At 49.0% G+C, this 22,825-nt stretch carries 17 protein-coding genes and 1 pseudogene; 1 reads left to right on the top strand and 17 read right to left on the bottom strand.

Annotation, left to right across the window (positions count from 1 at the left end):
- Window positions 1-377: 377 nt before the first annotated feature.
- Genes K0036_RS01080 through K0036_RS01070 form a run of 3 tightly spaced genes read right to left on the bottom strand, consistent with a single transcriptional unit; the run spans window position 378 to window position 6,080 of the window.
- Window positions 378-1,418 (bottom strand): GntR family transcriptional regulator, encoded by a 1,041-nt coding sequence (locus tag K0036_RS01080; RefSeq protein ID WP_220430511.1) that lies wholly within the window; start codon window positions 1,416-1,418, stop codon window positions 378-380.
- 34 nt (window positions 1,419-1,452) lie between these two features.
- Complete coding sequence (locus K0036_RS01075; RefSeq protein WP_220430510.1) at window positions 1,453-4,806, bottom strand: response regulator; 3,354 nt, start codon at window positions 4,804-4,806, stop codon at window positions 1,453-1,455.
- Window positions 4,803-6,080 (bottom strand): ABC transporter substrate-binding protein, encoded by a 1,278-nt coding sequence (locus tag K0036_RS01070; protein ID WP_220430509.1) that lies wholly within the window; start codon window positions 6,078-6,080, stop codon window positions 4,803-4,805. The genes K0036_RS01075 and K0036_RS01070 overlap by 4 nt, the downstream gene beginning before the upstream one ends.
- 205 nt (window positions 6,081-6,285) lie before the next feature.
- On the opposite strand from K0036_RS01070, the pseudogene K0036_RS19485 reads away from it, so the two are divergent.
- Window positions 6,286-7,083: pseudogene (locus K0036_RS19485) on the top strand (MBL fold metallo-hydrolase); the annotation flags it as partial.
- On the opposite strand, the gene K0036_RS01060 reads toward K0036_RS19485, so the two are convergent.
- The 14 genes from K0036_RS01060 to K0036_RS00995 form a co-directional block, all read right to left on the bottom strand.
- The gene (locus K0036_RS01060) at window positions 7,083-7,661 is read right to left on the bottom strand and encodes a M48 family metallopeptidase (RefSeq protein ID WP_220430508.1); all 579 of its coding nucleotides are present in this window, start codon (window positions 7,659-7,661) and stop codon (window positions 7,083-7,085) included. The pseudogene K0036_RS19485 and the gene K0036_RS01060 overlap by 1 nt on opposite strands.
- Window positions 7,662-7,670: 9 nt before the next feature.
- Window positions 7,671-8,492 (bottom strand): carbohydrate ABC transporter permease, encoded by an 822-nt coding sequence (locus K0036_RS01055; RefSeq protein ID WP_220430507.1) that lies wholly within the window; start codon window positions 8,490-8,492, stop codon window positions 7,671-7,673.
- Window positions 8,493-8,501: 9 nt separating this feature from the next.
- Complete coding sequence (locus K0036_RS01050; RefSeq protein ID WP_220430506.1) at window positions 8,502-9,389, bottom strand: carbohydrate ABC transporter permease; 888 nt, start codon at window positions 9,387-9,389, stop codon at window positions 8,502-8,504.
- Between the two features lie 58 nt (window positions 9,390-9,447).
- Window positions 9,448-10,749 carry an ABC transporter substrate-binding protein gene (locus tag K0036_RS01045; RefSeq protein ID WP_220430505.1) on the bottom strand — a complete coding sequence of 434 codons (1,302 nt, stop codon included), beginning with the start codon at window positions 10,747-10,749 and terminating at the stop codon, window positions 9,448-9,450.
- A 148-nt stretch (window positions 10,750-10,897) separates the two neighbouring features.
- Window positions 10,898-12,544 (bottom strand): hydroxylamine reductase, encoded by a 1,647-nt coding sequence (hcp, locus tag K0036_RS01040; protein WP_220430504.1) that lies wholly within the window; start codon window positions 12,542-12,544, stop codon window positions 10,898-10,900.
- 102 nt (window positions 12,545-12,646) lie between these two features.
- Window positions 12,647-13,321, bottom strand: coding sequence for a Crp/Fnr family transcriptional regulator (locus K0036_RS01035; RefSeq protein ID WP_220430503.1), 675 nt, complete (start codon window positions 13,319-13,321; stop codon window positions 12,647-12,649).
- On the bottom strand, window positions 13,318-14,388 hold the full coding sequence (locus K0036_RS01030) for a uroporphyrinogen decarboxylase family protein (protein WP_220430502.1): 1,071 nt from the start codon (window positions 14,386-14,388) through the stop codon (window positions 13,318-13,320). The genes K0036_RS01035 and K0036_RS01030 overlap by 4 nt, the downstream gene beginning before the upstream one ends.
- Complete coding sequence (locus K0036_RS01025; protein ID WP_220430501.1) at window positions 14,385-15,380, bottom strand: Fic family protein; 996 nt, start codon at window positions 15,378-15,380, stop codon at window positions 14,385-14,387. Before K0036_RS01025 ends, K0036_RS01030 begins: the two co-directional genes overlap by 4 nt.
- A gap of 158 nt (window positions 15,381-15,538) precedes the next feature.
- Window positions 15,539-16,732: an amidohydrolase family protein gene (locus K0036_RS01020; RefSeq protein ID WP_220430500.1), complete on the bottom strand. Its 1,194-nt coding sequence runs from the start codon at window positions 16,730-16,732 to the stop codon at window positions 15,539-15,541.
- Between the two features lie 22 nt (window positions 16,733-16,754).
- The gene (locus K0036_RS01015; RefSeq protein ID WP_220430499.1) at window positions 16,755-17,726 is read right to left on the bottom strand and encodes an alpha/beta hydrolase; all 972 of its coding nucleotides are present in this window, start codon (window positions 17,724-17,726) and stop codon (window positions 16,755-16,757) included.
- A 1-nt stretch (window position 17,727) separates the two neighbouring features.
- Window positions 17,728-18,696 (bottom strand): ABC transporter permease, encoded by a 969-nt coding sequence (locus tag K0036_RS01010; protein WP_025646043.1) that lies wholly within the window; start codon window positions 18,694-18,696, stop codon window positions 17,728-17,730.
- Between the two features lie 12 nt (window positions 18,697-18,708).
- Window positions 18,709-20,193 (bottom strand): sugar ABC transporter ATP-binding protein, encoded by a 1,485-nt coding sequence (locus tag K0036_RS01005; protein ID WP_220430498.1) that lies wholly within the window; start codon window positions 20,191-20,193, stop codon window positions 18,709-18,711.
- Between the two features lie 86 nt (window positions 20,194-20,279).
- Window positions 20,280-21,272 (bottom strand): sugar ABC transporter substrate-binding protein, encoded by a 993-nt coding sequence (locus K0036_RS01000; protein ID WP_220430497.1) that lies wholly within the window; start codon window positions 21,270-21,272, stop codon window positions 20,280-20,282.
- Between the two features lie 93 nt (window positions 21,273-21,365).
- Window positions 21,366-22,823, bottom strand: coding sequence for an ATP-binding cassette domain-containing protein (locus K0036_RS00995; protein WP_173694327.1), 1,458 nt, complete (start codon window positions 22,821-22,823; stop codon window positions 21,366-21,368).
- Window positions 22,824-22,825 lie beyond the last annotated feature (2 nt).

Here is a 22,825-nt window from a genome sequence, read left to right as displayed (position 1 = left end):
TTATGTAACATAAAACTATTTTCAAAGAAGTTTCTCCGTGATATATTGTTCTTGGAATACAAAATATGCTTTAGAAGCACCCCCAAGATTTTGCTATTCCTAATCCAATCTCTAGATTATTTAAACAAAAGGTCCTGAAGTTTTACTTCAAGACCTTTTTTGTATTTCTTCATGTTGAATCAGCCGCTCCCAAGTATCCGCGAATTCTTCAATCTTATCCTGCCTCAGGAATGCTGCCATCTGCTTGATGACCTCCCGGAATTCTTCATGAAGCCCCCGCTTCCTTGCCCGGATTACAGCAAATGGATATCCCCATACCAGCAGTTCCCTGAGTTTGCTGTAGCATTCTCTAATGACGCCGGATGGGCATTCTTCTTCTATAAACGACAGATACGCCTCAAAACATACATAACTAGTTTTTTCTCGCTCCAGCCTCTCCAGCCTCTCTGCCAGTCTTTCTCTTTTTCTGCCCCCCCTGCCGCTTTAAGCGTATAGACGGATATCGGCCGGATCGTGGCTTCCAGCAGTTCCATGCTGTCCTGGAACAGACGCATTCCCTCCTGTATTTCCGTCTTCTCCATATTGATTTCCCCCGGTTCCTTTCGTACCAGCGTCCCTTTTCCCTGGAGAGAGCTGGCCACTCCAAGCCCCTCCAGAATATCCAGCGCGCGGCGGATAGTATTCACAGATACCTGGTATTGATCCGCAAGCCGCGGAAGAGATGGCAGATAAGAGCCCTGTGGATATCGCCCCCTTATGACATCCCTTATGATATCGGACACCAGCGTATACCGTATCTGGGGCCTTTGCCGGTAGATGCTCCACCAGAACGGAATCGGTTCTTCCTCATCCAGGGGATACTCCTTGCAGGCTTCCTCAATAAATGTCAGAATCTCTTCTGCCGCCGGCCTGTAAGCGCTTTCAAATTCATTTCTCAAATAGGCGATGATGTCGCTTACTGACCGTTTCATAAGATTCTCGCAGATGACCCTCTGCTTTTCTATATCCATGAGATACGGAAACCGCAGATATCGTATGACCTCCCAGTAAAGATTCTGCGCCAGGCCATTGCTCATAATGATCCGCGTCTCCCACAGAGGCTCAAAAAGCAGTTCGGCCGACTGGAACAGATCCGCGATCCCTTCCCTTCTGACACCGAAATATCTTGCCGCATTTTCCCTGAACTTAGCGGGCGATGCCTGATAGATGACTTCTGATCCCTTTCTTGCATCCACTTTTATATATCCCTGCTTTTCCAGCTGTCCCAGCGCTGACCGGATGGTGGCCGGCGCCATGGCAAAGATGACGCAGAGTTTCTGTATTGATGGGAGCCTGTCTCCATACACGTAGAATCCATATAGAATCCTTGTCTCAAAATATTCCTGCACGATTCCATAGAATCCTGTATCCTTTTTCATATGCTTCTTTCTCCAGTAACTTTTCCTTTGTATTTTAGGATGGGGAACCTAGATATTTATAGAGAATCTGCTCCAATATCCGAATATCGATGGGCTTGGCAAAGTGGGCATCCATCCCTGCGCTTAAGGCGTCCCGGACATCTTCTTCAAAAGCGTTGGCCGTCATAGCCACGATTGGCATCTTTAAAACATCTTCTCTGTCTAATGCCCGGATTGCCTTGGTAGCCTCATAGCCATCCATATTTGGCATCTGGACATCCATAAATATGAGGTGGTAATAGCCTTCCCCGGATGCGGCCACCATCTTTACCGCTTCTTCCCCGTCACAGGCATCCTCTACCTGAACGCCCATCTCCTCAATCAGCGTATGGGCAATCTCCCGGTTCATGGCATTATCCTCTGCGAGAAGCACCCGCTTATCCTTAAACTCTAACTGCCCGCTCTGGTCCTCCATCTGTTCCATAGGCTTCTTTTCCTCACTCAGCCCCTGAAGAAGATAACACACTTTGGAACGGTAGAACGGCTTGGCAAGAAATGCATTGACACCGGCCATCTTCGCCTCGTGCTCGATCTCTCCCCAATCATAGGCAGACAGTATGATTACAGGAATGTCAGGTCCCACTTCCCTGCGTATGCGCCTGGTCACTTCAATGCCATCCATATCCGGCATCTTCCAGTCAATGATTACCAGCTGGAAAGGATCCTGCGTATCCTTTTCCTCTATTACCTTCTCAACAGCAGACGCCCCATCTGTAACGAACTGTGCCCGAAGCCCCATATCCTTGAGCAGGTCCGTCACATTCTCGCAGGTCTGCCTGTCATCATCTACAATCAGGCTGTGGACCCCCAGCCACTCTTCCGGGATATCTTCCTGACGGGCATCCTGAGTTTCAAGCGGAATAGACGCTGTAAATACAGATCCTTTGCCTGGCTCGCTCTCTACGGTGATATCTCCATTCATCAGATCAATAAGATTCCTGGTGATGGCCATTCCCAGGCCGGTTCCGGCAATCCGGCTGATCGTAGAGTCTTTTGCCCGTTCAAAAGGCTGGAACAACTTATCTAAAAATTCCTGGCTCATGCCGATTCCCGTATCCGAGCACTTGAATATATATTTCTGCCGCCCTCTAATGGAACTCTTTTCCTGGCTTACTTCTATATGCAGGCTTCCACCCGCAGGCGTATATTTGACTGCATTACTTAATATATTAATGTAAACTTGCCTTATACGCAAGGGATCCCCGATTACTTTCTCGTTCTCCAGCACCGACATATGGACATCCATCATAAGCCGTTTCGAATCCACCTGGGAACGCATTAATTCCACGACATCTGATATCAGTTCCGCAAAGTTGAATGGCTCTTCTCCCAGCGACAGTTTTCCGCTCTCGATCTTGGACATGTCCAGCACATCATTGATCAGGCTCAGCAGATGCTTGCTGGAAAGAGCGATCTTGCCAAGGCATTCTTTTACCCGGTCAAGGTCATAAAGGTGCGTCGCTGCAATCGTAGTCATGCCCACAATGGCATTCATAGGCGTACGGATATCATGGCTCATATTAGACAAGAACTGGCTCTTTGCAACGTTGGCCGCGCGGGCGCTGTCAAGGGCGCTCTGCAGCATCTGTCTTTGCTGTTCTTCTTCATGCCTCTGCTCATCAATCCGGCGGGATATCAGGATTGCCAGCTTATCCTCGGAATATGGATTGTCCACATGGATGATCTGTGTGGATGTCCAATGATAATTTCCATCTTCCAGCATCTGCTTGGCTTCCAGGAATACTTCCTCCCTGCCCCCATTCAAGGCGGCCTTGAGGCAGTCCGGCTCAAACCTGTGTTCAAATTCTCCCAGATGATCCGGGTGCACGATCCCTGCAAATTCCCTGTACAGCTGGGTATAGGATTCCTGCTGCCCAAGACTTGCCATGAGCCCTGGCTTGATATAGATAAACTTTAACGTATCCTTGCTTAGGTTAATGCTGATAATGACAGGATATATATTAGAGACTGCGCCCACCAGCATCATCCGCTCCTGCTGCTTTTCCTTTTCTGCCGCTTCTTCTGCCAGCTTCTCTTCTGTGATGTCATGGAATGTGGCGATCAGGATCGGGTCTCCATTCTCATTTCGTGTCTTTTCGACAATTCCCGACACCCAGAAAAGGCTTTCGTCTTCCTTATTAAGCCTGCTCTCGTATATATGCTTTCCTTCCGTTTCGGCAGCATTACAGAAAATCTCTGCAATCGAGCCGTAATCATCAGGATGGAGTATTTCTTCAAGGCTCTTTCCTTTTGGCGTGTCATTCAGCGCATCCTCAGGGTAGTTAAGAAGCCTGAGTCCCTCCTGGTTTAACTGGAGAATACGGTATGGCTGCTCTACCGTCACCAGCGCGACGCCTTCCGGCACTGCATTATACAGGTGGCCGATATACTCCGCCTGATTACGCAGCTTCCGGTTCGTACGGCTGGCATAGCGCAGATAATAAGCAGCCAAGAGGGCGAGCCCCATCAGAATGCACACGATCAGGATCAGCGTACGGGCCAGTATCTGGTTGGTCTGTTCATCAACCACCTTCTTAGGGATGATGGATACAACAAGCCAGTTGGACTCCAGCTGCAGAGGCGTGTAGCAGAATACGGTCTCCTCCCCCTGATAGTCAAAGACCGCCCACCCTCTCTTGGAATTTTTAAGTGCTTTTGAAAATTTTTCAAGGCTTGCCGAATCGTTCTCGGACTCCTTTAGCATATCAAACAGGTTCTTCACCGTCTTATTGCTGTTCGGATGAGGCGGCCTGATAAGGACGCTCCCCTCATCGTCAATGACATACGAAAAACCAGAATCATTATAAAATGACAGGCTGAACGTATCTACAATGTGGCTGATCTCATATTCCTTTACAAGGTAGCCTTCTGTTCCATCCTGCAAGTTTGCTTTTACATACAGATCAAATACATTGATGCCTGTAACGCTGCTGATATGAGGATTGATAATCCCATTCTCCTTGCCGCCGCCCACCAACGCCTCTTGCACCTCCTCATCCAGCCCGATGCCGGAAGGGTAGCCGCTGCCATCCGCCAGGTACAGGCTGATGCCTGAGTCGACCTTTCCATAGTCCCCTATTATGTCTTCCAGCATCTCCTTCTGATTTGCCGGAACTTCCTTTACATATCCTACCACCGAGTTCATGGACTCATATTCATCACGCAGCTGTACCTTAAGCGTATTACAGCCCTGCTGCGTACTTTCCATTATCGTGCTGACAGACTGCTGCCACAGCTGCTCCCTTACTCCCTGGACAAAGATAATGGCGATCATGCTTAAAATAACTCCAACACCTATGGCCATCAGGGCAATCTTTTTCTTTATCTTTCCGGAAGACCCGCTTTTCATTCTGGCATTCTCCTTTCCTGCGCTGCCTGCTCATCCAGCCACATTAGCGTCTCATCCAGGCTTTCCCCTGACAGCAGCATCTGCGAGGCCTCTGCCGTCAGATTCCAGATGGGAAGGTTCAAAAGTCCATCCGCGCCTATCACGGTGCGCCCTGCCTGATAGCATGGCACCAAGGGCTGCATCTCGCTCACCGTCGAAGCCTTTCCGCTCTTTAACGGACTAAAGGATGACTGCTGGCCGGCAAACTTCTGAATATTATCCTCCTGCGTAAAATACTCGACGAACTTTTTGGCAGCCTCCATGTGCTTGCTGTCCGCGTTTACGCTCAGACGCACATCTGCATTAATAACCAGAAATCCGCCATCTTCCAGCGCGGGAATCGGGTCAACCTCGAACGCAAAGTCCGACTCCATTCCTTCCATACGTCCGGCGGCCCAGGCGCCTGTCAGCATAAAGGGCGACGTGCCTTTTGCGAATTCTTCCAGATCATCGGATGTCTTCATCGTATCCAGCGTTTTTTCTGCATCTATATATTCTTCATCAATCAGTTCCTGCACCAGGGCAAATCCCGGCTCCAAATACTGGCTTATGTTCTCTTCCCCGCTGTTGAGCCGGGCAAAGACTTCCTCCTGGCGCTCCTGCTGATACACAGAAAAGAACCCTCGTCCGATCGCCAATGTCTTCAGGGAAATATCATTGTTGGCGATAATGGGCGTAATCCCTTCTTTTTTAAAATATTCGCATACTTCTTTCCATTCTTCCAGATTCCGGGGAACTTCCTGCTTATGCTCTTTCAAAAGATCCAGGTTGCAGTATAATCCGAATGCAGAGACAATGGTCGGCACACCATAGATTCCGCCTTCATCCTGCATCTGGCTGAGCATCTGGCCTGTATATTCCTCTATCGTATCAAGATCGGACAGATCCGCCACCTGGCCTTGGGCTTCCAGATCAAGCAGTATATCATGATTCACCATGAACACATCATCACCTTTCCCTGAAGCCATGCGCTTTGCAAGGGCATCGTAATAGCCATTTCCCTTCAGGCTCTCATAAGAGACCCGGATATCCGGATTCCGCTTCATGAACGATGAGATGATCTCTTCGATGACCTTCACATTCTCCGGCTCGTATTTATATCCGAAAAAGGTAATGGTCGTGACCTCTTCCTCCTGCGCGTCGTAGCTTACGACCTCGCCGCTCCGACCGCATCCGGCGGCTATCAGTGCGCAAGCCAGGACTCCTGCCGCAATTGCCATTATTTTCTTCTTCATGACGTATTCTCCTCTAATTTCCCATCCAAGGACTGACCCCAAACTCTGTCCACATATATTTCAGTATTATATCATAATCAAGTTCAAAACTCAATATGTCCCTATATATCCCTCCTTTTGTCTATGTTTTCCCTCTGGAATCTGATATACTTTATACAGATAAAGCGCTTATGCATAGATACCGGATGAAAAGGGGGAATTCGTTATGAAATTGCAAGTTCTGGTAGACAATAACACCTACATTGACCATTATTACCTGGGAGAGCCAGGCGTCAGCTATTATGTGGAGATTGATGATAAGAAGATCCTATTCGATGCCGGATACTCCGATATTATGATTCGAAACGCGCACTCGTTGGGAGTGGATTTGAAAAAGATCACGCATATTGTACTGTCCCATGGCCACGATGACCACAGCAAAGGGCTGAAATACCTGTTTAGCCAGTTCAGCCTGCCAAACGCGACGCTGGTCGCGCACCCGGGCTGCTTTGCGCCCAGGTGGGAGCAGGGCCGCTACATCGGCTCGCCCTTCTCCGAAGAAGAGATTGCCAAACTCTGCCTGTATCAGCCTTCCCGGACGCCTTGCTACATATCTGAAAACTGCTGCTTTTTAGGCGAGATTCCATCTTCGAACCCGTTTGAAGAACGTCCCGGCACCGGAACCGTTCTCTTGGACGGGAAAGAAGTGCCGGATCGCGTCCTGGATGACTCTGCCGTCGTATGCCGGACCGGGAAAGGGCTTTTCATCATCACCGGATGCTCTCACAGCGGCATCTGCAACATCGTAGAATATGCGAGGCAAGTATTTGGCTGCAGCCGGATCGCCGGCATTATCGGGGGATTTCATTTATTTGACGCAGATGCGCGTCTTTATAAGACGATAGACTTCTTAGAATCGTCCTCTGTAGAATCTATGTATCCCTGCCACTGCGTCTCCTTAAGAGCCAAGGCAGAGATGATGAAGCATATGGAAATAAAAGAAGTGGGCGTGGGGCTGTCCCTTCAGTTCCAGGACCGTCCCTGCCCACTTCCTTTTTCACAAAGCTTCTTCCTTCTTTCCTTCCAGTCTGGAAGATACTTTGTCATATATGCATGGAATCTCTTGTTATGGCTTGGCTCTATCAGATGGCACAGTTCATGCACCACGATATACTCCAGGCATTCGTCCGGGTAGTAGGCAAGCCTCGTGTTAATTCGGATACGCCCGGTATTCACCGTGCAGCTGCCCCACCGGGTCTTCATATACCGGAAGGTCCAGTGGGTAGCGTGCACGCCCATCACCGGCTCCCACTTGCGTGCATACGCTTCCACCATTTCCGTAATCCTCTCCATCTGCTCCTTCGTGATGGCTCCGGATAGTTCGTCCGCCATCTTCTCTCTGGAATCCAGCATACGCTTCCTGCTCTTTTCAATCCACTGCGCCCTGCCTTCGGCAAATTCGCGGATTCTGCTTTCCGCTGCCTGTCGCGGCGCGGTGATCAGCACATGCGCATCCGGCGGCTTGATATAGAGATTGATATTCTTTACTTTCCTGTATTCAATTGTTATCGGAATATCGTTTACGTATATAATCTTTGACATACTTCTACTTTATCCCTTTATGCCGCTGAGCGCAATGCCTTCCTTGAACTTACTCTGCATAAAAATGTAGAAGATAAAGGGCGGCAGGAAATTCACCACAGCGCAGGCCATCGTAAGCCCTACGTCCGTATTGAACTGGGTCTTCATAAGACTCAGCGCCAGAGGCAGGGTCTTCATCTCCTGCTTGGTACACGCCACCAGGGGCCAGATAAAGTTGTTCCATGCGCCCACAAAGGTAAATATAGACAATGCCAGCACGGATGATTTTACCATCGGCAGCACCACCTTAAAAAATGTCCTGATATTTCCGCAGCCGTCAATCTTCGCCGCATTGATCAAGTCCTGCGGCACATCCAGTATTGCCTGTCGCATGATAAATATGCCAAATGCCGTGGGAAGAGGCAGAATCAGGGCCCGAAATGTATTCAGCCACCCCAGGCTCTTTGTAATCAGGAACAGGGGCACGATTATCACCTCCGACGGCACGATCATGGTCAGTATCAGGAAGAGGAACAGCCGGTCATTTCCCCTAAAATTCATTTTCGCAAATGCATAGCCCGCCAAGGAGCACACCGTCACCGTCAATATCACCCCGGCCACTGCCACAAAGACGCTGTTGAAGATATACCGTTCAAAGTTGTCCATCGCGAATATCTTCTGGTACTGGACGAAAGAAAGCTTATCCAGCGAAAAATCAAAGTCGCGTGCATTGATCGTTGACTTGAATGACATCATGAACATGTACACGAAAGGCACCACATTCACCACGATAATTCCAATCAGCAATATGGAATCTATTCCATTTCTTAAACCTTTTGCTACTGCTTTCATATTCCCTCCCTATAGTTCCGAGACATCTCTTCTCATCAACGTTCTCTGCATCAATGCGATCAAGAGCACCACGAGAAAGAGCATGTTGGATATTGCCATGGCATAGCCTGCCTTGCTGCTTCCAAAGCAGGAGGAGTATGCATACAGCACCAGCGTTGTCGTGGCATTATTAGGTCCTCCTCCTGTCAGGTTGAAGATCAGATCAAAGCAGCGCAGAGAATTGGTGAGGGATAAGAACACAGCCAGTATTATGGTCGGCTTCAACATTGGAAGCGTGATGCTGAAAAAGCAGCGGATCCTGCCCGCCCCATCTACCTTTGCCGCCTCATAATAGGTATCGGATATGGATAGCAGGCCGGAAGAATAGATGACCACGTAATAACCCATATACTTCCAGACTGCCACAAGCCCCACGACGATCAGCGCCTTTTTGGCATCGCCCAGGAGCATGGATGGCTCTATCCCGAATAATCCAAAGAAGTGTTCCACCACCGGAAGTTTTCCATTGAGAAATTCCCTCCATACGACTCCGGCCACCGCATCCGCGCAGAGCACCGGAATAAACACGATGCAATTGGCAAGCTTCCCAAGCACCTTCTTGCGGTTTGCCACCAGGAAGGAAGATACCAGGATGCCCGACACCGTCTGCAGCGGAACAATGATGACGATCAGTTCCAGCGTATTTTTCAGCGCCTTAATAAACTTGCTGTCAGTAAGCAGCCTTTTATAATTGTCAAGTCCCGAAAAAACCGGCTCCGTCATAATATTATATTTGGTAAACCCAAGCACGACGGATATGATGACGGAGCCAATTACAAATGTCACAAGGATCAGGGTGATTGGCGTAATATAAGCATATGGCGCTATGTTTTTGATTCCTGTCTTTCTCTTTTCCATACCGTTCCTCTCAAAAAAATGCCCGCAATAAAAGCGGACATTTTTTGTATCTCATTGATTATTCTTTATCTGCCCAGTAATCATCCAGCAGGCCGTTTGCGTAATCTTCGGCCTCCTTCAGTGCCTCTTCCACCGTCATCTCGTCCGTCATCACGCCCTGGAAGTCAGCGGAAAGCTGCGTTAAGATGTCCACTCCGCAGGGGCCTACCTGAAGGCCATGCCATTTATCAATGTCCTCTGTATAGATACGCTCCATCTTCTCGTCGCCTACATATGGCTCGCTGACGGTAAGTGCCGCGCCGGGGCATTTTGCATGGTACTGCTTCATGAATTCAGCACCCGTCACGTATTTGATGAAATCCATTGCAAGGTCTTTATCATCTGCCGCGGACATCAGCGTCAGGCAGTCGGTTGCTCCGAATGTTCCATAGTCCACATTCTTAAGGGAAGTCACATAGTCCCATTTCAGGTCAGGATATGTCTCGGCAAACATGGTTTCATCCGTCTGGGATGAGCGGTATACGCCGAATGCCGCCTTGCCTTCTCCAAACACATTGGCAAATGCCTCTGACCATGACTGGGACATGAAATCAGGATTCATATACTGGGTCAGAGCCTTGATCCATGTCAATGCCTCCGTTCCGGCTTCATCAGCAAAAGCTACGGACTTCAGGTCATCCTTATAGACTTGTCCGCCGTTTTGCCACAGCGCACTGTAATAGTATGCGTTCAGCACCTGCATGGCTCCCACATCGCTGGTGCTCATTCCAGCTGCATAGCCGTACTGGTCAATCTTGCCGTCGCCATCCGTATCCTTGGTTGCCGCTTTGCAGATTCTTACGAAATCATCCCAAGTCTCGGGAGCTGTCTCTCCCAGGTCTGCCAGAATGTCTTCATTATAGTACAGCACGAAAGGCACTCCCGTCACGAGCGGCCAGCCATACTGTCCATCCATCATATATCCGTTTTCCAGATATTTATACTCTTCTTTGTCCTCATCGGTAACATATTCTGACATATCAACAACCGCTCCGGAATCGATATATGACGGGAACATCTCATTATACATATATCCCACGTCCGGTCCTTCGCCTGAGTTAAGCGCTGTCGTATATGTCTCCTCATAACTGTCCCAGGGCACTACTTTTACGTTAACCGTGCAGTCGTTCTCCTTCTCCCAATCCTTAAGAAGGGGCTTCCAGTTGTTCACCGTGTCGTCGTCCAGCGGAGCGACCCACACCTCCAGCGTCTTTCCGTCTCCCTCGGACTTCTTTTCATCCGCCCCGTTATTCCCGCAGCCGGCGATCAATGTCATGGCCATGGCGGAAACCAGCAGCATGCTAATGACTTTCTTTTTCATATCTTTCGTCCTCTCCCTATCATTTTATTATACTGTTCAAGAACATTCTACCATTGGCATGCTGCCGCGCACAAATTGCTAACTGCTATAAATAATCGTACTTATTGATTGTTTCTATAATTACGAACCTGTTCTATCCAGGCTTTTTCTAACGTTCCTCTCCAAAGAAAAGCTGCATATCTTCTTCCACAGTTCCTATCCCTGCGATGTTAAAGTTCTCTACCAGTACCTTTGCCACATTCTCAGATAAAAACGCGGGAAGCGTAGGCCCAAGATGGATGTTCTTGACACCCAGGTAAAGCAGAGCCAGCAGGACGATGACCGCCTTCTGCTCGTACCAGGCAATATTGTAAATAATCGGCAGATCGTTGATATCATCCAGGCCGAAGACCTCTTTGAGCTTGAGGGCGATCACCGCCAGAGAATAGGAATCGTTGCACTGCCCTGCATCCAGCACTCGTGGAATCCCCCCGATATCGCCCAGATCCAGCTTATTATACTTATACTTTGCACATCCGGCCGTGAGGATTACCGTATCGTTTGGCAGCGCTTTCGCAAAATCCGTGTAATAGTTGCGGGACTTGGCCCGGCCGTCGCATCCTGCCATCACGACAAACTTTTTGATCGCGCCTGACTTGACTGCCTCCACTACCGTATCCGCCAGAGCCAGCACCTGATTGTGGGCAAATCCGCCGATAATCTCTCCGCGTTCCAGTTCTACCGGAGGCTGGCACGTCCGGGCATGGGCGATGATCTGAGAAAAGTCCTTTTCCTCTCCAATCTTTCCCGGAATGTGCGTGCAGCCGGGATAACCTGCAGCGCCGGTGGTATACAGGCGGTCCTTATAACTGTCTTTCGGCGGAACGATACAGTTGGTGGTCATCAGGATGGGCCCGTTGAAACTTTCAAATTCTTCCTTCTGCTTCCACCATGCATTTCCATAGTTGCCTACAAAGTGGGAATATTTCTTAAAGGCCGGATAATAGTGGGCCGGCAGCATCTCAGAATGGGTATAGACATCAATCCCTGTCCCTTTCGTCTGCTCAAGCAGCATCTCCAGGTCTCTAAGGTCATGGCCGGACACCAGGATTGCGGGTCTGGTACCGACGCCGATATTTACCTTGGTCATCTCTGGGTTTCCATAGGCCGATGTGTTGGCCTTATCCAGAAGCGCCATGCCGCTGACTCCGTATTTCCCGGTTTCCAGCGCAAGCGCCACTAGTTCCTCTACGCCCAGCCTGTCGTCTTGCGTCTTAGCCAGGGCGCTTTGGAGAAATGCGTCCACCTCCTCATCTTCTTCAAGCAGTGCATTGGCATGCTTGCTGTAGGCGGATAGCCCCTTTAATCCATAGGTAATCAGTTCCCGCAAGCTGCGGATATCTTCATCCTTCGTAGACAATACCCCTACCTGGACTGCCTTGCCCATATAGCCTTCACGTCCCTTGCAGTCCCATCGGGCTGCCTCTGGCAGCGAGTCTTTACTGCCTGTAAGCGCCAGCAGATCCCGTTTCTTTGCCAGGGTCCTATCGATACGTTCCACAATTGCCTCCTCGTCAAAGTTGGCATTGGTGATGGTAATGAACAGATTCAAAGTAATCAGATGGTTTACATCCGCAGGCACTTCCTTGCCTTCGGCTCTTAATTGCGTCGTAATTGCCGACAGCCCCTTCGTCAAGTAGACCAGCAGATCCTGCATGGCTGCAGTCTCCGGCTTCTTGCCGCAGACCCCTATCTGCGTGCAGCCCGCACAGCCTGCGGTTTCCTGACATTGGTAACAGAACATTTTATTCTCCATAGTAATTTCCTCCTTGATTTTTGAATGGCTGGTTTGCTTTGATGTCCTAATGCTACCAATAATGTCAAAAAAAATCCGTAACATATGTTACGGATCGCAAAATCATAAAATTTTCCGCAATGCCAACGAATCTGGGACAAAGATGCCTCTCTTTGTCACCTTGACAAGTCCTTCCTCCTGCATCCTCATCAACTCTCTGGACAGTGACGGACGGGCTACATTCAGGAAGTCCGCCATCTCTTCCCGGTTCATGGTAATGGCCGGACTTTCGCCTGCCTTGCCATACTCCAGCAGAATCTTCGCAATCTTCTGCCGAAGCGTCGCGCAGGAGATAATCTGTATCTTCTGATTCAGATAGTATGCCTTCTGCGCGAAGATCGCCAGCATATTGGCAATTAATTTCGCATGATAGACGCAGGCTTTCCCACAGGTAGAGTAGAAATACTCCCTGGGGATATGAAGGATTCTTGAGGGAACCGCCGCCTGGGCATAGTGCTCATACTCCTTTTGGCCCAGGAATACAAAGACCTCTCCGAATAATTCCCCGGGCTTTTCAATGGATGCCACAATGCTCCGCCTCCCATCCGTGGAATCGTTACATACTGCCACCGCTCCATCTATAAGCACCGAGAGTTTTTCCGGAGCATCGCCCTGGCAGAAGATCATCTCATCCTTGTCATACCTGACTGACTGCGCATGGCTGCACTTCAAGCAGCATTCGATATCCTCCCCCGTCATGCCACGGAATAAGGGGCTGTCTTTCAAACTAGAAATCATCGCGCTTCCTTCCTGCGAAAATATGCTCTCGCCGCCTCCATGAAACTGTCAATCTGCTCCGGCCTGGTGGTCTCTGGAATATCACAGCCTGATGCCAGAACATACCCCTTCCGGGATTTAAGGCCAGCGCTGATGCAGGATCTGACCGCCTGCGTAATCTCTTCCTTAGTTCCGTTCAAGATGATCTCCACCGGGTCTACATTTCCTGCGATTGGGATATGCGGGCCTAATTCCTGCGCCGCCTTTTCAAGATCAACGATATTATCAAGACTTACCTCATTCAGTTCATATTTTTTAAAATAGTCCCAAATCCGCTCCGTCTGCCCGCACATGTGCAGCGATACCTTCTTCCCGGTCTTTTCATACGCGTAATCCGTCAGTTCCTTCGTAAATGGATATACGAACCGCTCATACATCTTAGGGCCGATAAGGGCGGGGTTCGCCACCGGGTCAGCCATGGCAATCCCCATGCCGTACTGCGCCGCCAGATCGATACAGCTTCTCTCGCTGTCCGCAACCAGCCTAATCAGCCTCAGCGCGTCGTCCGGGCACTTCCTTAAGTCCCGCAGCAGCCGCTCCACGCCCCGCAGGTTGGATGCAATCGTAAGCGGGCCGCCGATGCTCATTTCCACAGGGACGATGGGAAGCGCCTTATCTGCAAGAATCTGCGCCGTCCGGGCAAAGTCCCGGATTCTGGCATTCGTCCGGGCATCTACTGGTTCCATAGAGTCGAGCCTTCCATAATCCTGGATGAGCGGCGCATCCATATAGGGAACTCCCTTCTCGGGATAGATCACCTTGCCGCCCAGAGCCTCTGTGATCCCTCTGGAATTAGGCCCGATATCCATCCGGTCATATCCATAGCGGTTGAAAGGAATGATCTCCGCCTCCGCCATCTTCTCCGGGTCATGGGACAGATCCCACACGCTGATGCCGCTAAGCGCTCCCTTCAGTTCTCCCATGAAAGGGACGCAGGGCACGCGGTCGTAGGATTTCCCCTCCTCGATTGCTTTTTTTCTTTCTACGGGCGTCATCTCGTCGGCCCTATGCTTCTGAATCTCTGTCATATAACTGCCTTCTTTCTATATTTCTGCCTGCTGCTGTTTGGCTTGTCCGGAATTGTCATTTCAACTAATCCAAGTTTCATTGATGGTAAAAGATAGTTCTTTCGAAAGGTCGGCCTATGCTTTAACCCCAGTCTATCCATCAACTCTTTTGTTGTTAAGGTATCATTTTCCAAAGCGTCCAATAAGCGTTGGACTTGTTCGCTCACTTGTACCCTCACTTGTTCGGTGCTCTCGACCTCTACAAGCGTATCATAAATTGCCTGGAGCAGGAACTCTATAAACACCCTGGAATCAGCCTTATGATCAGCCTCGCCCAAAACTCTATAGTATTCCTCCTGCCTCTCTCTGATCAAGGTTTCTATTGGAAGCCATCCAAAAATAGGCTTCCACTGATACAGAAGAAGTGTCTGCCACATACGCCCCATTCTCCCGTTTCCATCCGCAAATGGATGAATAAATTCAAATTCATAGTGAAATACACTGCTCTTTATCAGCGGATGGGCCGGATCTTTCTTCACCCAATCCATCAACTCTTTCACTAACTGCGGAACTCTTTCTGCCGGAGGGGCCATGTGTACTAATCTCTTGCCAGCAAACACTCCAACGCCTCCCTGTCTAAAGGCACCTGCCTCTTTGGTTAAATCATGCATTAACATTTTATGTGCCTTGAGCATATCTTTTCTGGAATAAGGGTTCATTTCCAGCAAATGTTCATAAACTTCAAATGCATTTTTTACTTCGCAGATTTCATCTGGCGCTCCCAGAATCCGTTTTCCATTAATTATATCCGTTACCTGCTCTAATGATAATGAATTATTTTCTATCGCAAGCGATGCATGGATCGTCTTCACTCGATTATCTCTTCTTAGCCTTGGATTTGGACTCATTTTATTATCGATAGTCAGTTCTGTTAGAATTTCTGATATATCAGAAATAAGATTTACAATTTTATCCGAAATAGTATACGGTGGCGTATATCCTCTCTCTTCCATAAAAACTCCTTTCACACTTGCACTATATTATACCGTACAAGTCAATAAAATGCCAGCCCGTCTCCCGGAGGGTTTTTATGATATAGGCAGCAAATTTCGTATGTCACAAAAAACGCAGGCATCCACTATATGAATGCCCACGCCTCGCCTAAAATATCTTATATATTATAAATTCTCTTTGCATTTGTTCGGAATATATTATCCGCCAGTTCCTTCCCTTCCTCCAAGGTCATGAACGCATCTTCGATCAGGTCCGCCAGCGCCTTTGCCACCGCATAGCGGCCAGCCAGATATGCGCCGTAGCTTTCTATCACCGTCCAGGAGTCGCAGCCCCAGGTGATGGCATCTGCCTTTCCGGTCTCTATAAGCTGCTTCAGGAAGTAGATTGCCGTAGTAGTGGATATGCTGGGGAGCCAGCATAGGTCCGCGTACACGTTGGAATAATTGTGGATCAGCGCCAGCGCGTCGTCCGTCCAGGGGAAGCTTCCATGGAACAGGATGAACCTGGTCTTGGGATTCTTGCTGATGACTTCCTTTAGAAGCATGGCATTGCTGCCTTCCAGATTGCCAAGCCCGGTATGGTTCTGGAATGGAATATCATACTTTGCCGCAATCCTGCAGATATAAAAATAGATATAATCCTGGAATGCCACGATATCCTCCCGGGAGGCATCTGGATTCTGGTATCCTCTTTTCGCCTCGTCATAGGTCCGCTCCTTAAAATGAATGGAACGGTCATAGGGAAGGGATGACTTTAACGCCACGCATCCTTGCGCCATCTTCTCTGTGATCTTCTCCTCAATCTTGTCTAAATACTGGTCGAACTCCAGGTCTTTGGGCCATCCATATACAAGGAAGGGATTGTTGCCGTTATCATCCACCGTATCCGGCTGATATCCGAACAGAAACTGGTTGATCCGGTAGGTCGGCGTATACAGACCGGGATTGCCAAGGTTCGTCCCCGGCTCCCAATATCCGTCCAGGACGATCTTGTCATAATGGCAGACATTCCGCAGAAATTCATCATCCGATGCAAGGGAAGAAGAGAATTCCCTAATCTTCTGGTCAAACCAAGGGTACGTATTTTCATCCAGCCTTTGTTCTGTACCAAGCAGTTTCTGAAGGCTCTTCTCGATCCAGAAAAAATAGGAATTATGCTTTAAGCCTCTTACAAATTCCGCAGCAGCCTCCTTCGTGCCGTCCCAGTCGCGGTGGCACCATCCCAGGTAGGAATGTTCCACCAGATCCTGGATTCCCGCGGGAAATCCTACCTGCCGGGGCAGTTTATGGCAATGGGTATCTATCACGGATATGGTATCTATATAATCTGAGATTTCCTGAAATACTGACATATATAATTCCTCCTTTGATCCGTCAATCCGTCCCATGGATAAACCGGATAGCATGATTTAACGCATCGAATGTCTTCCCGTACGTCCAGTTAAGGAATCCATGTACCATCCCTTCCATGATATGGTACTCCACGCTTACGCCGCTGTCCTCTAGCTTTGCCGCATACATCAGCCCCTGATCCAGAAGCGGGTCGCACTGGGCAGATATGAAGCAGGCCGGAGGCAGTCCTTTCAGATTTCCGGATAGGAGCGGAGAAGCCAGCGGGCTTTCTTTCTCTTCCTCGCTGTTAAAATAAAAGTCCATCGGGTCTTCCATACAGTTATATTCTAGGAAATACCCCTTGCCATAGTGTTTTTCAGAATCTGTCATCTCGCTCTCCACATTCGTTGTCAATGGATAGTACAAGATCTGCCTGCGGACAGCCGGGCCTTTCCGGTCTCTTGCCAGCATGGAGACTACGGTCGCGAAGTTGCCGCCGGAACTATCGCCGCAGACGCTGATGTTTTTGGGGTCTCCTCCGTAATCCCTTATATTCTCGCTGGTCCATACGAGCGTATCATATGCCTCGTTAAGTCCCTTCGGAAACTTGTATTCCGGGGCCAGGTGGTAATCGGGAGCCACCACGATCATGCCTCCGTAGCAGGCCAGGTATCTGCACACATACTCGTATACATCAATGCTGTTCATAGAGAACGCGCCGCCGTGGTAGAATACGACTGTCGGGCACGGCTTCTTCCCTTCCGGCGTATAGATCCGAAGGCGTATGGGCCCGTCGTTTCCATTTAGCAGCGTCTCTTCCGTATGTACCGTCATAATCTTCTCATAGCAGCTGCACCGCTGGTAAGCCGCCGTCATTGCCGCCACGGATTCGTAGTTGCTCTTCGTCCGCCACTCCTTCTTGTGCTCCATATCCATGGCCTGCGGCTCCATAATTTCGACTTCCGGTGCTACTTCCCCATATTCCGGTTCCAAATACTTTCGATAATCTCCCATACTAGGCCACCTTCTTCACTTTCTTCCTGCCCGCCAGCTGCTTCTGGATTCCATCCAGGCATACCGCGCCAAGGAAGATGCATCCTCTGATGATCAGCTGGTAATATTCGCTGATATTAAGGATCGTCATGCCGTTGGTCAGCACGCCGATGATCAATACGCCGCACACAGCCGTAGAGATGCGCCCTTCTCCGCCGGTCAGGCTGACGCCGCCGATTACCGCGGCTGTCAGGCAGTCCATTTCCATATTCTTTCCTGCCGTAGGCTGTCCGGAACTGATTCTGGCAAGCATGATAAGTCCCGCAAGCCCTGACAGGAATCCTCCGATCGCATAGGTGGCCACCTTTAATTTGCCTGTATTGATGCCGGAGAGCCTTGCCGCCTCTTCATTACTTCCAATTGCGTAAAAATGCCTTCCAATGTAGGTTCGGTTCAGCACAATTCCAGCAATGATAATGACAACGATGAACAGGATCACTGGCAGAGGAATCATCCCCACATAGCCTTGCCCAACCACCTTGGCAGAACTTGGCAGATTGGATACCGGCATTCCTCCGCAGATCAGATACGCGGCGCCTTGCAAGATGATCTGCAAAGCCAGGGTTCCGATCATCGGGAAAATGTTGGTCTTTACGATGATGATCCCGGTTACCAGCCCGATCAGCGTAGTCGCCAGAAGGCCCAGGGCGTATGCCGGGAATAGCCCCATCCCGAACTTTGTCAAAAGGACTGCTGCCAGGACAGATTCCAATGATATCACTGATCCCAGGGACAGGTCGATCCCTCCCGCGATCATGACGAACAGCAGGCCAATAGTGGCGATTCCCATGATAGAAGACTGCCGGACTACGGTAAAGAAGTTTGACATCGTCAAAAATGATTCCGGCTGCAGGCAGCCAAATAGTATAATCAAGAATATTAATATCACCAATACGAAATACTGCTTTATAAAACTTTTAAACTTATCCATTTTGCGTTCCTCCTAAGTCGTTATATTCGATGCATATCTAAGAATCTTATCCTGTGAGAACTCCTCTTTCTGCAGTTCCCCTACCACGTTTCCTTCCGCCATTACCAGCATACGGTCGGACATCCCCATAATCTCCTCCATCTCCGAGGATATCATGATGATTCCAAGGCCTTCCTGGGTCAGCTGATTGATCAATTCATAGATTTCCTGTTTAGCCCCCACATCAATCCCCCGCGTGGGCTCATCCAGAATCAATATTTTTGATTCGCTGGCAAGCCACTTTGCCACTGCTACTTTCTGCTGGTTGCCTCCGGACAGGTTTCCCACCAGCTGGTTGACAGATGGCGTCTTGATCCGCAGTGCATCCTTATACTTATTTACGCACGCATTTTCCTCTTTCTGGCTGATGAATATAAATTTCGACAGTTTCCTAAGTATGGGAAGGGTAATATTCCAGCGGATGGACATCTTAAGCAGTACTCCCTGGTTCTTCCGATCCTCCGACACATAGGCAATCCCATTCTCGATTGCATCCTTGGGCGAATTAATGACAGCCTTTTTTCCCTTTACATAGACTTCGCCGGAATATTTCTTATCGGCTCCGATAATGAGCCTGGCCATCTCGGTTCTGCCCGCGCCCACCAGGCCCGCAAGCCCTACGATCTCCCCTTCTCTTACGCAGAAGGATGTCTCCTGGTTGGAAGGCCCGCATACGCCTTTGACTTCCAGCAGCTTATCCCCATATTTGGGATTACGCTTCGGATAGGTCTCGGTAAGTTCGCGTCCCACCATGTCAAAGATCAGCTGATTCTTCGTAATATCCTGTATCTCAGCCGTCTTGATCATCTGCCCGTCACGCATGACCGTAACCCGGTCGGACAGTTCGAATATCTCATCCAGCCTGTGGGATATGTAGATAATGGACACTCCTTTTTCTTTTAATTTTCTGACTAGTTCAAAGAGTATCTCCACCTCGTTGTCCGTAAGCGGCGCCGTCGGCTCATCCATGATCAGCAGCTTTACATTCTTTGCAAGCGCCTTGGATATCTCTACCAGCTGCATATAGGCCACCGTCAGATCCTTGATCTTTGTATTCGGGCTAATGTCCGCATTCAGCGACTTCAGGATTTCCATCGTATTTTCCGTTAACTTCTTCTTATCTATGAACAGGCTGTTATTCACCTTGCTTCCCATGTAGATATTTTCTTCCACCGACAGATCCGGAGCAAGATTGAATTCCTGATAGATCGCCTCTATCCCAATCTCTCCCGACAGGATCGGATTTAGTTCCGGGTAATTCTTACCCTGGTATATGATGCTTCCTTCATCAGGCTTGATCGCGCCTGTAATAATCTTGATCAAAGTTGATTTTCCCGCGCCATTTTCACCAACCAGCGCGTGGACTTCCCCTCTCCTCACTGAAAGGGAGACGTTATCAAGGGCTACTACGCCCGGATATCTTTTCGTAACATTTTTAATCTCTAATATATGATCCATGTATCAGTCACCGCCTCATCCATTATCCATTCCTTAAAAAATTAATGGTATAGGTTGTACGCTATACCATTAATTCCTGTCATTTACTATTCCTGACTTGCAATATACTCGTCTACGTTTTCTGGCGTGATCGGATCAAGCGGGAACAGGACTTCTCTTTCGTCCAGTTTTCCTTTTTCCGTCAGCTCGATTGCCATATCGATGAAATAGTCCGCATGGAGCAGCATATTCGTGGTAACCGTGGCTTTGAATGCGCCGCCTTCTTTTAACGCAGCCAGAGCATCGTCTACGGCATCCCCGCCGAACATTCCCAGCTTGTCATTCTTAATGCCCGCTGATTTGAATGATTCGTATACGCCCAGCACGCCTGCGTCATTGATGCCTACAACCACATTTAAGTCAGAGTTGGACTGCACCCATGCGTCTCCTACATCCACGCCTTCAGGGGTGTAGCCTGCTTTGGCGGTAACTACTACCTTGGCATTAGGAGCAAGTTCTTTTAATGCTGCCAGGATTCCTTCTTCTCTGGTTACCAGGAATGGATAATCCGGATAGTTGCACACGCCCACTTTGACGGTATCAGACTCTTCAAAATTCTCGTTGATCCAGTCCGCGGCATTCTTTCCAATAGCGTATCCATACTCATAGTTGTCGATTCCGATGAATCCGGAAGTTCCCTCGATATCAGAATCATGAGAGATAAATTTAACGCCGGCGTCCTCTGCGTTCATTGCCGCGTCCTTAAGCGCGTCTGCATCCGTAACGTGGCAGATGATCGTGGTGCATCCAGCCTCCACGAAGTTCTCGATTCCGGTAATCTTATCGCTGATCTCTGGGCACTCCTTTACCGTGAGCGTTACGCCCTTGCTGTCAGCATCATCCTGCATCTTTTGCACCAGGTGCGCGAAGAATGCATCTGACATATCGCTGACTACAAAGCCAATCTTTACATCGGATGATTTCTCGGATGACTTCTTGTCGTCAGACTTATCGTCTCCTTTACTCCCGCACGCTGCCAGGGAAAGGATCATTGTTAGAACCATCGCTGCTGCCAGCACCTTTCTCCACATCTTTTTCATTCTTTTTCCTCCTTTTGGTTATTTGATATGTGTAGTATAACCTTCCGGAGGCTCCCGGACAATGCCGGGGATTTTGGAATATGTGCACTTTTATTAGAAATACTCGGAAAATGCTTCTTTTTCTACTTCCCTGATGATCCGATTTCCCTCAATGACAAGGATTCGGTCGCACAGCGGCAGCAGATGAGATATATTGGCGCTGCTTAATACGATCCCCGTTCCCTTGCTTTTAAATTCCAGCAGCAAAGCCTCCAGCTGCTGCCTGGATACGGCGTCCAGCCTGAGGAATGGCTGAAAGCAGAATAGAATCTTCGGCTTCGTAAGCTGCCATCTGCGGTAGATGATCTGCATGGCATCCCTTCTGCTGACATTGACCATCTCCTGGTTGATCCGGCTATTCTCGCAGATCTCCATTCCAATTCTATCCAGATATCTTTTCACCCTACCGTTAATAAAGCACCCGCACACGGTAGTCTTCTTATAAACAGCCATCTCCATATTCTCCCTGACGGTAAGATCCGGGAAGATCAGTGACTGGTATTTATTCCCATCCACCACGCCGATATGGCTTCTCACCAGTTTATACTCAGAATCCGCCTTATAGGGTGACCCTTCTACGATCAAGCCGCCGCTGTAGCTTCTCCTGCCCAGAAGCAATCTGCGCAGTTCTCTGCTAAACTTATCCTGGAGGTCATAGATGCCAAGCATCTCGCCCTGCCTGCAGCAAAAATCCAGCCCATCAAAATAATCATTCTGTATATTCTCTGCCTGGAAGATGATCCTGCTGCCCGCCTTAGACTCCTGTACCGACTCCTTTGGACCTTTCTTTCCAATCATGCACTCAAACACTTTCTGCCTGTCGTACTCTTCCTTATAGAACATCTTACAGTTCCTTCCCTGACGGATGACCACGACCTTATCGGAACTTTCCGTAATCGCGTCCGGATAACTGTTGATCCACAGCACGGATATGCCTTCCTGCTTGAAGCGTTCCAGTATCTCCACGATCTGGCCGATCCGCTCAAAGGAAAAGTCGTCCAGAATATCGTCCACCACGATCAGCCTGGCACGCTTCACATATGCCCGCATCAGACGCAGGATATAGCACTCGTACCGGTTCAGCTCATTGGCCTTTTTATCCGGGGCGATCTTAATCTCGAACTGTTCCAGCATCCTTCGCGCCTGCAGTTCCATCTTCTTCTTTGATACGCTGAACTGGAAATAATTGATCTTCTCAATAATATACAGGTTCTCGGCCACGCTCAGGTTCGGAATGATCAGTTCTTGATTTCCGATAAAAAATATCCCGTTGGATCTTTCGACGGGCAGTTCCTTCCCTTTTTCATACTTCTTTCCCGCAAACCATACCTCTCCCTTATCCGCACATTCATCACCGAACAAGATAGAATATATCTCTTCCTTTCCGCTTCCTTCCAGCCCGATCAGATTCATGATCTCGCCGCTTAGAATCTCGACATAGAACTGATCCAGCACTTTGCTGCCGGCCTTTTCTTTTGTAATATTTTTCAATAACAGAACATTCTTTTTCATGG

This window comes from [Clostridium] scindens, assembly GCF_019597925.1.
In the GTDB taxonomy this organism is placed as follows: Bacteria; Bacillota; Clostridia; order Lachnospirales; family Lachnospiraceae; genus Clostridium_AP.
This window is presented reverse-complemented; position numbering and strand designations above follow the sequence as displayed.

Excerpts from the sequence above, each read along its gene's own strand:
- K0036_RS01080 (WP_220430511.1), bottom strand. The coding sequence starts at position 1,418 with ATGAAAAAGGATACAGGATTCTATGGAATCGTGCAGGAATATTTTGAG.
- K0036_RS01075 (WP_220430510.1), bottom strand. The coding sequence starts at position 4,806 with ATGAAAAGCGGGTCTTCCGGAAAGATAAAGAAAAAGATTGCCCTGATG.
- K0036_RS01070 (WP_220430509.1), bottom strand. The coding sequence starts at position 6,080 with ATGAAGAAGAAAATAATGGCAATTGCGGCAGGAGTCCTGGCTTGCGCA.
- K0036_RS01060 (WP_220430508.1), bottom strand. The coding sequence starts at position 7,661 with ATGTCAAAGATTATATACGTAAACGATATTCCGATAACAATTGAATAC.
- K0036_RS01055 (WP_220430507.1), bottom strand. The coding sequence starts at position 8,492 with ATGAAAGCAGTAGCAAAAGGTTTAAGAAATGGAATAGATTCCATATTG.
- K0036_RS01050 (WP_220430506.1), bottom strand. The coding sequence starts at position 9,389 with ATGGAAAAGAGAAAGACAGGAATCAAAAACATAGCGCCATATGCTTAT.
- K0036_RS01045 (WP_220430505.1), bottom strand. The coding sequence starts at position 10,749 with ATGAAAAAGAAAGTCATTAGCATGCTGCTGGTTTCCGCCATGGCCATG.
- hcp (WP_220430504.1), bottom strand. The coding sequence starts at position 12,544 with ATGGAGAATAAAATGTTCTGTTACCAATGTCAGGAAACCGCAGGCTGT.
- K0036_RS01035 (WP_220430503.1), bottom strand. The coding sequence starts at position 13,321 with ATGATTTCTAGTTTGAAAGACAGCCCCTTATTCCGTGGCATGACGGGG.
- K0036_RS01030 (WP_220430502.1), bottom strand. The coding sequence starts at position 14,388 with ATGACAGAGATTCAGAAGCATAGGGCCGACGAGATGACGCCCGTAGAA.
- K0036_RS01025 (WP_220430501.1), bottom strand. The coding sequence starts at position 15,380 with ATGGAAGAGAGAGGATATACGCCACCGTATACTATTTCGGATAAAATT.
- K0036_RS01020 (WP_220430500.1), bottom strand. The coding sequence starts at position 16,732 with ATGTCAGTATTTCAGGAAATCTCAGATTATATAGATACCATATCCGTG.
- K0036_RS01015 (WP_220430499.1), bottom strand. The coding sequence starts at position 17,726 with ATGGGAGATTATCGAAAGTATTTGGAACCGGAATATGGGGAAGTAGCA.
- K0036_RS01010 (WP_025646043.1), bottom strand. The coding sequence starts at position 18,696 with ATGGATAAGTTTAAAAGTTTTATAAAGCAGTATTTCGTATTGGTGATA.
- K0036_RS01005 (WP_220430498.1), bottom strand. The coding sequence starts at position 20,193 with ATGGATCATATATTAGAGATTAAAAATGTTACGAAAAGATATCCGGGC.
- K0036_RS01000 (WP_220430497.1), bottom strand. The coding sequence starts at position 21,272 with ATGAAAAAGATGTGGAGAAAGGTGCTGGCAGCAGCGATGGTTCTAACA.
- K0036_RS00995 (WP_173694327.1), bottom strand. The coding sequence starts at position 22,823 with ATGAAAAAGAATGTTCTGTTATTGAAAAATATTACAAAAGAAAAGGCC.